We start from the raw sequence: 9,821 nt of genomic DNA, 5'->3' as shown, positions 1-9,821 counted from the left end.
GGGGTAGGTGCGGGGGTGGGCTTGGGCGTAGGAGCCGGAGTAGGGTCCGGCTTGTTGGCGTCGGTGCCCTCGCCCCAGGGGCCGGAGTCGGCGGGGTTGTAGAGAATCACCTTGTCCCGCTTGGAGTAGCGGCTGGTGTTCTCGAAGGTGCGGGAGAGAAGCTTGCCGTTGGCGTCGTACACGCAGCGGTACACGTCCACCACCTTGCCGGTGTAGGGGGTGGTCTTCACCTTGGTGGTGCCACGGGGAATGGAGGAGTCCGCCTCATAGACGGTGGTGTACTCGGTGGTGGAGCGGGTGTACCGCTCGGTCTTCACATAGGTGCCGCTGGGGTTGGTGCCGTAGATTTGGACGGTGAGCTTACCGCCGGAGACATAGGACACCAGCTTGATGGGGAAGTCGGTGTTGTTGCGGAACTTGAAGTCCAGGCTGGGGTAGTACACGGTGGCGTCCAGGCCGTCGGGCACATAGCCTACGGTAAAGGCGTGGTTGGCCCGGTGGACGATATCCAGGTTGGCGTACACTGCGCAGTAGTAGATGGCAGAGGATACCTGGCACACGCCGCCGCCGTCCATGGTGACGGTCTGGCCATTGGAGTAGCCGGTGGAGGACTTGTAGCCGTTGGCCTGGGAGGGGTCTCCGATGGTGCCCAGGTAGGAGAAGGTCTCCCCGGGCATGAGGATTTTACCGTTGCAGGAGGAGGCGGCCAGAGCCACGTTATAGGAGCGGCTGGCCACGCCGTCCAGGTAACTGGTGTTGCTGGACAGCAGGTCCTGATACAGCAGGGAGGCGGCCTGGCTCAAATTAGGCTGGGTGATGGTGACGGGGATGGAACAGGTCTCCCCGGGCTTGGTCTGTTCGATGATGCCTTGGGCCTCTTCCGGGTCGATGGAGCAGCCCATGACCATGGGGGTCAGGTTGCCGTTGGCGTCCTGGGTGGGGGCCTTGGGCTCCTGGTAGACCAGTTCGCTGAGAATCTCCCCGGTGAGCTCGGCGCAGGGAATGGGCTTGGTCTCCACAGTCAGAGAGGTCTCTCCGGTGGCCAGGGCGTTGGAGATCTGCTCCAGCAGGGCGTCCTTGTCCACCTCGGCCCCGTCGGTGCCCATGGTGACCTTGAGAGAGTGATCCTCCAGCTTGTAGGTGAAGTCCACCGGGTCCTTGTGCATGGCCTCGGCAATCTGGTCGATGTACTCCTTCACCTGCTTCTCTCCCTCGGGTGTGAAGGAGGAGGAGGACAGGGACAGGGGGTCCGGGTCGCTGCCCGCACCCAGCCAGGCCAGGCCCAGGGAGAAGAAACCCCGGGACTTCTTTTCCTCCATGCCGTACTCCACGGCGGCCTGGGGGTCCACATCCAGCAGAGAGCCGGAAATGGTCACCTTCTGGTCCTCCCCGTAGTTCAGGGTCAGCTCCAGGGTGTCCAGGTGCTCCTTCATGGAACTGGTCATATACTCCACCGCGGCATCCTGGGTCAGTCCGCCCAGGTCCAGGGTGACGGTCTGTGTGTGATTCTGGGCAATGGTGCCGGGGAGCAAACGGCCGTTGCCGCTGACCCAGGCGCACAGCCCGCAATAGGCTCCCGCCAGCACCAACACCGCAGCGCCGGCCACAATCCCGGCGATGATGGGGGGCGTGAGCTTTTTCTTGGAACGAACGTGCTCCATAGAACTTCCTCCATGTGTTGTTATCTGTAAGAGGTGCCAGGAATTGACCAGAATGGAATCCCCTTGCACCTTGGGATATTGTAACACCAACCGGTGGCTGGTACAAGAACAATTCGGTTAAAAAGATTTACAATTTGTCATCGTTTTTGGTGGCTATTTACACCGGAGGAAAAGATGTATATAATGTGGGTGACAAGCAACCGGGCGGCAGGGGCCGTCTGGACGGAAAGGAATCTCAGGTATGAATGGTTCGTACAGCTATGGACAGGGGGGCGGGTACCACTATAACCCCAACCCCAAACGGCCCAGACGGGACGGAGACTGGGAGGATTGGCTGGGGATTGTGGTGCTCTTCCTTCTCCCCTTTGGCATCACCCAGGTCATCGCCGTGGTGTGGCTTGTGAGCAAGCTTCGGAATATGACCCGTCAGCAGGCCCAAAACTACGCCTTCCAGGCCAGACAGGCCGCAGAATTTGTCAAGGGAAAGGCGGGAGCGGCCTTTGGTGGTCAGACGCCGGTGAAACGAAAGGGCTTTGCCCCCGGCACCGTGAAAATGGTGGTGGGCGGCATCATGGCCGGGATGTTCGCTCTGGGCACCATAGCTCAGTTGGCCACCTTTGTGGAGAGTCTGCGGTACGGCTTCTTTTTCGCTGACGAGCTGGTCAACGTGTTTGTCATGCTGGCGGGCTTTGGCGTGGGCCTGGGTATGCTCCTCACCGGGCGGGAGCAGCGGGGCCGGATGGAGCGGTACACCAACTATCTGGCCTACATCGGAGCCAATCGCCAGGTGAGCCTGGCCCCCATGGCGGCGGCCATGGACGTGTCGGTGCGCCGCCTGACTCGGGATTTGCGCAAGATGCTGGCCACCCACGTGCTGCCCACGGGATATCTGGACTTGAAGGCGGGCAAACTCATGCTCACCGAGATGGGATACACCGAGCCCGAGCCGGAACCGGAGCCCCAGCCGGAGCCGGAGAAGAACCAGCAGCCCTCCCAGGAGGATGAGATTCTCCGGGAAATCCGCCTCATCAACGACCTGATTCCCGACCCGGTGATCAGCGCCAAGATTGACCGCATTGAAGAGGTCACCCACAAGATTTTGCAGTACCAGAAGACCCACCCCCAGCGCACCGAGCAGCTGCGCACCTTCCTCAACTACTACCTGCCCACCACCCTGGACATTCTCCGCTCCTATGCCCGCCTGGACGCCCAGGGGGTGGAGGGGGAGAACATCACCGCCGCCAAGCAGCGCATCGAGGGCATGATGGACAAAGTGGTGGAGGGCTTTGAAAAGCAGCTGGATAAGCTGTTCAGCTCCGACGCCATGGACATCGCCGCCGACGTGCAGGTGCTGGAAAACATGCTGAAAAAGGATGGGCTGTCTGGGGATAACATGAAGCTGGACTAACCGACCCCCAAAAAGGGGGAGAAGGGAGTGTGACTCCATGCAGCAGCCAGAAGTGATTTGGTTTCCCTCCTCGGACGGGGAACATCCATGTGCCGGGTACCTGTGGCGGCCCCAGGGAGAAGTGCGGGGGGTGGTGCAGATTGTCCACGGCATTGCCGAGCACATGGGGCGGTATGACCACTTTGCCCGCTACCTCAATGCCCACGGCTATGTGGTGTGCGGCGAGGACCACCTGGGCCACGGTAAGACCGGGGAGGCGGCGGGACAGTTTGGCTTTTTTGGCCGCCGGAACGGCTGGACACTGGCCACGGACAACGTGCGTGCCTTCCGGCAGCTCATGGGAGAGAAGTTCCCAGGCGTCCCCTATATCCTGTTGGGCCACTCCATGGGCTCCTTTTTGACCCGCACCTACCTGTGCCGCTGTCCCGGCACGGTGGATGGGGCCATCCTCTCGGGCACCGGGCAGGAGAGCCCCCTGCTGGTGGCCACGGGCCGCCTGGTGTCCACGGTGCTGGGGTGGTTGCGAGGACCCACCTATGTCAGCCAACTGGTGTACAGCCAGTCCCTGGGGGTCTATAATCGGCAGTTTCGCCCCAACCGCACCACGGTGGACTGGATGTGCAGCGATGAGCGGATGGTGGACGCCTACCTCCAAGATCCGTTGTGCTCGTTTATCCCCTCGGTGGGGCTGTTCCGGGACATGCTGGGGGGCTTGCGGTACATTTCCAGCGAAAAAGCTCTGTCCCGCATGGACCCCAACACCCCCATCTACCTCTTTTCGGGAGATCAGGACCCGGTGGGAGCCAACGGGGCGGGGGTGCGCCGTGTGTACGGGTATTTTAAGGACCACGGCACCCGGGACCTGGAGCTGAAGCTGTACCCTGGGGCCCGCCACGAGACTCTCAACGAGACAAACCGCATGGAGGTCTATGCCGATGTCTTGGACTGGCTGGACCGACACTGTAAATAAAAACGATGCCGCACAGAGCAAATCTGTGCGGCATCGTTGCAGACTGTCGAAAAACTCATGTGTATGCAAGAAGAATATATTTTTTGCATCATTCCCAAAGCCCTCGGCAGAGTTTTCCCGCCCGGGGGCGGGAAAATAAATTAAAATTCGTTTTTTTCGGGGACATGTGCATCGGAAAAAACACTTCTCAGCCCGCAAGTGTGGAATCGGGTCGCCCTTTGACCCGATTCTGCATGCAGCGGGCTGCAACTCCTCTCAAAAATGCTGGCATTTTTGAGAAGCGTGTCGGCTTATGGGGTAGTGAAACACAGGGAGATGAGGATGGGGACGAAGAAGGAGCAGATGATGCCGTTGAGCACCGACAGCACCACCGTCTCCTCGTTGGTGTATTTCAGCATCACCGGGAGGGTGGTGTCCTCGCTGGTGGCCCCGGCGGGGGCGATGCAGGTGTAGTAGTTGAGCTTGACGGCCACCACGGGGATGATGATGAAGGAGAAAATCTCCCGCATCAGGTTGCTGAGAAAGGCCACGCTGCCCAGTTCAGAACCGCCAATCTGGCTGATGGTGGCGCCCGCCAGGCTGTACCAGCCCATGCCGCTGGCAATGGCCGCCCCCTGGCCCAGGGGAAGGTGGAAGATGGCGGCGCATACCACACCGCCCACCAGGGAGCCCAGAATGATGCCAAAGGGGATGATGAAAATTCGGATGTGGTACTCCCGGATTTTACGGAAGAGGCCCCGGTGCATCCCCACGCTGATGCCCACGGTGAACATCAGCAGATAGAGCACCAGGTCGGTGTGCTGGCTGAAAAAGGTGAGCAGGGGCAGTTCCAGCCCGGACAGGCCGTAGGCCAACCCTAAGAGCAGAGCCAGGATGGTGAACAGGACGATCATGCCTCTTCCTCCTTTTTATCCTGGTTGGGGCGCTTCATAAAGCGTTTGGTGAGGGCGTACACCACCACAATGGACAAAACGGTGGGAATGAGGAAGAAGAGGAAGCTCTGAGCGCCCAGGGTGAGCAGTTGGTGGAGAAATCCCTCTTTCCGACCCAGCATGGCACCCATGGAGAAGATGAGCACCAGGGTGCACAGCAGGGACGCCCCTTCGTTCCAACGCTTGGCCTTCTGGGGGAACAGGAACCGACCCACCAGGATGCCCAAACACATGACCAATAAGATATCCATAAAACGCCTTCTCTCTCTCCCCGCTTCCCCACCCATGGACGGGAGCGGGGACGGTGTGATATAATCAAGCAACACGGCCTTAGGCCGTGGCTAGGTTGCGAACCCAACCATCATAGCAGAAAAAGACCATCGACGCAAGATAGAGAGGATTTTCACACCCATGATCATTTTTGATTTGGACGGAACCCTCCTCCACTCCAACGACTTGTGGGTGGAGGTGGATTTGGAATTTTTGGCCCGTCACCACTGCCAGGTGACCAAGGAATACGAGGAGCGGGTGACAAAGGCCACCTTCCCCTCGGCCGCTAGCTATACCCGGGAGTACTACCATCTGGACCTGACACCCCAGGAGATTATGTGTGAGTGGGAGGAGCTGGCCGCTCACCACTACCGGGATCTGGTGGAGCTGAAGGCGGGGGCCCGAGAGCTGCTGGAGCAGTACCGCAGCCAGGGGGAAGCGCTGGCTCTGTTTACCGCCTGCCGCCCCAAGCTGTGCCAGCTGGCCCTGGAGCGCCACGGCCTGGAGCCCTACTTTGCCCACGTGGTGTACGCCGAGGAGCTGGGGCTGGAAAAGCACGACCCCCGGTGTTTTGAGGCCCTGGGCCACACCCTGGGGGTGGAGCCGGAGGGGTGCACCTTGCTGGACGACTCCCCCTTTAACTGCGCCACCGCCCGGGCTGCCGGGATGCACACCATTGGGGTGTATGACCCCTGCTATGCCAGCCGCTGGGCGGAGATGCCCCACAGCTGCCATCGGTTTGTGCATTCGCTGGGAGAACTTTTGGAAGGGTAAGACAGTCCAAAGCCCCCCTTGTGATAAGGTGGGCTTTTTTGGTGGCAGATACGTTATGACTCCATCCCAGAGTCCTTCTGCTGCTCTTGCAGTAGTTGGTTGAGCTCCTGGGCCAACAGCTGCTGGCGGCGGCGGAAATACCAGGTGAGAAAGAAGTACGCCGCCAGAAAAATGAGGGAATAGGCCGCAATGCTGGGAAAGGTACAAGAGGCCCAGCGAAAGAGCAGAGCCACGGGCAGAGAGACGGCGTAGAGAACGGCCCCCTCCACCACACAGTAGTGCAGCCAATGTTTGAAATCCAGAAAGGACAGCAGCCAGTCGATGCCCTGGCAGGCCACAATCCACCCCAGAACCTGGAAGGGGAAGGGGGAGACTGGCCAGCCAGAGAGCAGGTTGATGACCAGAGAACTTAGCATAATCCCAGTAAAGCAGATGCAGATAGAGGGAATGCGGGCGAAGAAAAACTGTTTCATGATAGACTGCCTCCTCTCAGTTTTCGGCGCAGGGTGTCGATGTAGTTGCGGGTGATGATGAGCTGTTCCCCATTTTTCAGTACCGCTTTCAATCGGTGGTTAAAGTGGGGTTCTACGTGCTGCAAACATGCGGTGTTGACGATGCAGTTTTTGCTGATGCGCACAAAGGTGGTTTGACCTAGCTTCTCTTCCAAAGCCGTCAAGGTCTCCCGGCACTGGTAGACCTGGGCTTTTTGGTAGAGAAATGTTTTTCCATCGGTGGAGTCCATATAGTAGATGCTCTCCAGGGGCAGGTGAAACTCCCGCTGCTCCTGGTAGCCCACCAGCACAAAGCTGTACTGCCGGATGTGGGAAATGAGGGACTCCAGCCGGGCGTCCAGGACAGGACAGCGGAGGATCACCTCTGTCTCAGCCAGTGCGGGGTCTTGCTGTATGGTGAGTTTCATGGAACGCTCCTTTCTTTCGTGGTGTGTGATACCATCATAGAGGGCGTGGGGGCAATTGACAACCCATGGGCCACTCAAATGCCCTGGTGGCGGATCAAATGCCCATGGCATGATGATATGAAAACAGTCCTATCCCGCAGCGAAAGAAGGTGCAGGATGGGACTGTTTGATGCAAAGGGAAAGGAATACATCAACTGATAGATTAACTGCCATAGGATAGATTAATTATTGGTTAACTGATTTAGTTGAACAATGGAATTAGGCTTTCACATAGTAAATGTGCCGACCATTTCGTTTTTTTTCCACCAGCTCTTTTTTTATTAGCCGATTTAAGGCGATGGATGCGCCAGCGGTCGTTGTAATTCTAGTGATTGCCACTACTTGCTGTGTGGTTATAAAGCCGTTTTCACAGATGAATTCATAGATCAATTGATCTGTATCAATGAGATCAGGCTGTGAGGGAGGTATATCGTATAGATTCAGCTGCTCAGCTTGTGCTTTGTACTCTTCGTTCAAACGATAAGTGGTCCATCGTCCATTGGGAGACACGAGAAGCATGTTACGTTGAACCAATTCATACAGGTGCTTTCCAACATCGGTACTGTGCATGTTCAGCAGTATTTGGATGCGTGAGTTTGTGATTTCTCCTTCCAGATAGGTGGTGCAGAGAATGATCTGATCTTCAGGAGGCAAACGATCATATAGACTTCCCATGAGTTGATGTAAATACTCGGTACATTCTTGAGGCATGAGGGAAAGGGTCCATAACTTCAGCTCCACCATATGAAGTTCTGTATTTTCACTTAAATCTGGTTTTCGCCAGTTTTCCTCGTTCCAGGCATTGAGAATGGTAGGAAATCCAGAGCCAATGTTATCGCCCATGCCAATCATTCGAAGCATCGTTTGAATATGGGGATTTCGGGCCCTGGAATTTCCACCTTCATAAATAGATGAGACAGAAAGCTTGAGGTTTCCAGGATTGGAAAAGAGAAAACCATCGTCTCGTTTTACAATTTTCAGCACACCAGTAATGTGATAGTCTGCGTGAATGACAAGGTTAATAACTGCTTCTCGAATTGCTTTATGGACGGGAGTGTCATCAATACGGCTCATTCCGATGAGTTGAAATGGTCTGCGAATATCCTTGACCAATTTAGGCATTGTCCTCTTGATAAAATTATAGAGGTTATTTTCCCACATACCGTCATAGGTTAGTCGATCATTCCATCTGCGTTCCGGAGTTAAATTGCTTTCATCCAAGTAATCCATACGAATATTTTCAAATCTCTCTCTAATCGCAAGACCAGTTCCAAACATCAACAGACCAGCTGTGGTGAGGCCTTCTTTGCCTGTTGTGCGGTCTACCGTATAGCCGCCTAAATTGCGCAAGAAAGATTTGTTATCAATCCCGTTCCAAACATGGTCTGGATTGTGCAACTCATATTCGATTCGATATGCCTTCAACGTTTCAAGGTCGATGTCGTCCATGGTATACCCATCCAATAGACCGCCATCGTTTCCGGTATCACTGGCATCACGGAGCATAGATTTTACTTCTTCTTCGGTGCAGTGATAATCTCCTTCGTGGTTTCGTTTAAAACTTCCTTTTAACGGATTCCCATTGATATATACGGGGCGTTGGTGATAGGAGGCTTGAGGAACATCGATACGAATGATGGTTTGTCCGTCGTACTGCTCTACGGAGACATCAGCGGAGACAAGCACATTTGAACTGACCTTTTCGCTATTTACTGCATTCCAAAAATCTTTCAAAAGCTGGTCTGGGTTTTTGATTGTACCAATACAAAACCGCTGAGAAATATCTTTAACTTTTGGATTCTCTTCAATTCCTAGTAATATAGTGCCTCCCACTGTATTTGCAAAGGCGGAATATGTTTCCCAAAGTGACTTGGGGAGACTGCCTTCCGCTTTTTTACACTCAAGGGAGATATGTTCTCCGTATTTTAGGAGATCTCCAATAGATTCCTTTTGCATTTGTTTTCTGTTCGCCTCCTCCTGGTATCTTGTGGGGAAAGGGTCAGATGCTACGCAGCAGATACGCCCCGCAGGCCTCCACCCGGTCAAACACGTTGCCGGGGTTGCGCTGTTCCAGGGCCTGGGTGACCCCGTCCTGCCAGGCCGCCGACAGGCAGGTCACCCCCACCTGGTCGCAGGAGTCCACGTCGGTGGCGGTGTCCCCGATGTAGCAGAACTCCTCCGGGGTCAGCTGGTATTTGTCCAACAAGTAGCGCAGATGGTCCACTTTATTGGGGGCCACATCCGAGCCGCACAGTACCTCGTCGAACACGTCGGCAATGCCGAACTGTTTGAGGGAGATGGTGCAGGTGGGAGTGCCCTTGCCTGTCACCAGCACCAGGGGAATCCCCCGGTCCTTTAAGGTGTGCAGAAGCTCCCGGATGCCGGGGAACAGGTCGGGCACCACCTGGGGGTGGAGCCGCTCATACTCCCGGCAGTAGTCGGCCACCCCGGCCTCCCACTGGTCCCCCGCCAGAATCTTGGCGATGCCCACCTCGTCCAGGCCGAAGGTGGCGGTGATCTCCGCCTCGCTGAGGGTGTGCCCGGCGTAGGGGGACAGGGCCAGGCCGAAGGCCTGGATACACAGGGGCAGAGTGTCGGCAATGGTGCCGTCCAGGTCAAAACCAATCATGCGGAACATGGGAAAACCCTCCTTATACTTTGGTCAAGTGCTGGCTGGCGGATTTCAGCATCAGCCGCTTGGTGCCCACGGTGTCGAAGGCGATCTCCACCAGGGCGTCGCCCCCCATCTTCTGCACCGACAGCACCAGGCCCCGTCCAAAGGCCTTGTGCTGGACGCTGTCCCCCTTTTGCAGGGAGAGAGCCGGGGCGGAGGCGGTGGGATAGGGCT

Annotated in this window: 11 protein-coding genes; 3 read left to right on the top strand and 8 right to left on the bottom strand. The window is 56.6% G+C overall.

The genetic code is table 11. The annotated features are described in order from the left end of the window. Positions 1–1,661: VanW family protein (locus tag B5F22_RS12370; protein ID WP_087392670.1), on the bottom strand; the 1,661-nt coding region annotated here is incomplete at its 3' end. A 241-nt stretch (positions 1,662–1,902) separates the two neighbouring features. Between B5F22_RS12370 and B5F22_RS11585 the strand changes: the two genes are divergently transcribed. Both B5F22_RS11585 and B5F22_RS11580 read left to right on the top strand, forming a co-directional pair. Next, the gene (locus B5F22_RS11585; protein WP_087392669.1) at positions 1,903–3,069 is read left to right on the top strand and encodes a 5-bromo-4-chloroindolyl phosphate hydrolysis family protein; all 1,167 of its coding nucleotides are present in this window, start codon (positions 1,903–1,905) and stop codon (positions 3,067–3,069) included. Positions 3,070–3,106: 37 nt separating this feature from the next. Next, positions 3,107–4,039 carry an alpha/beta hydrolase gene (locus B5F22_RS11580; RefSeq protein ID WP_087392668.1) on the top strand — a complete coding sequence of 311 codons (933 nt, stop codon included), beginning with the start codon at positions 3,107–3,109 and terminating at the stop codon, positions 4,037–4,039. 290 nt (positions 4,040–4,329) lie between these two features. On the opposite strand, the gene B5F22_RS11575 is transcribed toward B5F22_RS11580, so the two are convergent. Then, a complete protein-coding gene (locus tag B5F22_RS11575) occupies positions 4,330–4,932 on the bottom strand; it encodes a lysine exporter LysO family protein (protein ID WP_143482257.1) in 603 nt (200 codons plus the stop codon). Then, complete coding sequence (locus B5F22_RS11570; protein WP_087373194.1) at positions 4,929–5,222, bottom strand: hypothetical protein; 294 nt, start codon at positions 5,220–5,222, stop codon at positions 4,929–4,931. Before B5F22_RS11570 ends, B5F22_RS11575 begins: the two co-directional genes overlap by 4 nt. Before the next feature lie 160 nt (positions 5,223–5,382). Here B5F22_RS11570 and B5F22_RS11565 point away from each other — a divergent pair, with 160 nt between their 5' ends. Further along, on the top strand, positions 5,383–6,015 hold the full coding sequence (locus B5F22_RS11565; protein ID WP_087392667.1) for an HAD family phosphatase: 633 nt from the start codon (positions 5,383–5,385) through the stop codon (positions 6,013–6,015). A gap of 53 nt (positions 6,016–6,068) precedes the next feature. On the opposite strand, the gene B5F22_RS11560 is transcribed toward B5F22_RS11565, so the two are convergent. From B5F22_RS11560 to B5F22_RS11540, 5 genes are all read right to left on the bottom strand, one after another. Then, positions 6,069–6,488 carry a DUF3021 family protein gene (locus tag B5F22_RS11560; protein ID WP_087392666.1) on the bottom strand — a complete coding sequence of 140 codons (420 nt, stop codon included), beginning with the start codon at positions 6,486–6,488 and terminating at the stop codon, positions 6,069–6,071. Continuing rightward, a complete protein-coding gene (locus tag B5F22_RS11555; RefSeq protein ID WP_087392665.1) occupies positions 6,485–6,934 on the bottom strand; it encodes a LytTR family DNA-binding domain-containing protein in 450 nt (149 codons plus the stop codon). The genes B5F22_RS11560 and B5F22_RS11555 overlap by 4 nt, the downstream gene beginning before the upstream one ends. A 258-nt stretch (positions 6,935–7,192) precedes the next feature. Beyond that, complete coding sequence (locus tag B5F22_RS11550) at positions 7,193–8,929, bottom strand: RNA-binding domain-containing protein (RefSeq protein WP_087392664.1); 1,737 nt, start codon at positions 8,927–8,929, stop codon at positions 7,193–7,195. 43 nt (positions 8,930–8,972) lie between these two features. Beyond that, positions 8,973–9,611 (bottom strand): HAD family hydrolase, encoded by a 639-nt coding sequence (locus B5F22_RS11545; RefSeq protein WP_087392663.1) that lies wholly within the window; start codon positions 9,609–9,611, stop codon positions 8,973–8,975. 13 nt (positions 9,612–9,624) lie between these two features. Next, positions 9,625–9,821: hypothetical protein (locus B5F22_RS11540; RefSeq protein ID WP_143482256.1), on the bottom strand; the 197-nt coding region annotated here is incomplete at its 5' end.

The organism is Pseudoflavonifractor sp. An187 (assembly GCF_002160275.1).
GTDB classification, from domain to species: domain Bacteria; phylum Bacillota; class Clostridia; order Oscillospirales; family Oscillospiraceae; genus Enterenecus; species Enterenecus faecium.
Note: the sequence above shows the minus strand (reverse complement) of the source record. Positions and strands in the feature narration are given on the sequence as shown.

Bases quoted from the DNA above. Each gene is read 5' to 3' on its own strand.
- B5F22_RS11550 (WP_087392664.1), bottom strand. From the start codon at position 8,929: ATGCAAAAGGAATCTATTGGAGATCTCCTAAAATACGGAGAACATATC.
- B5F22_RS11570 (WP_087373194.1), bottom strand. From the start codon at position 5,222: ATGGATATCTTATTGGTCATGTGTTTGGGCATCCTGGTGGGTCGGTTC.
- B5F22_RS11555 (WP_087392665.1), bottom strand. From the start codon at position 6,934: ATGAAACTCACCATACAGCAAGACCCCGCACTGGCTGAGACAGAGGTG.
- B5F22_RS11565 (WP_087392667.1), top strand. From the start codon at position 5,383: ATGATCATTTTTGATTTGGACGGAACCCTCCTCCACTCCAACGACTTG.
- B5F22_RS11545 (WP_087392663.1), bottom strand. From the start codon at position 9,611: ATGTTCCGCATGATTGGTTTTGACCTGGACGGCACCATTGCCGACACT.
- B5F22_RS11585 (WP_087392669.1), top strand. From the start codon at position 1,903: ATGAATGGTTCGTACAGCTATGGACAGGGGGGCGGGTACCACTATAAC.
- B5F22_RS11575 (WP_143482257.1), bottom strand. From the start codon at position 4,932: ATGATCGTCCTGTTCACCATCCTGGCTCTGCTCTTAGGGTTGGCCTAC.
- B5F22_RS11580 (WP_087392668.1), top strand. From the start codon at position 3,107: ATGCAGCAGCCAGAAGTGATTTGGTTTCCCTCCTCGGACGGGGAACAT.
- B5F22_RS11560 (WP_087392666.1), bottom strand. From the start codon at position 6,488: ATGAAACAGTTTTTCTTCGCCCGCATTCCCTCTATCTGCATCTGCTTT.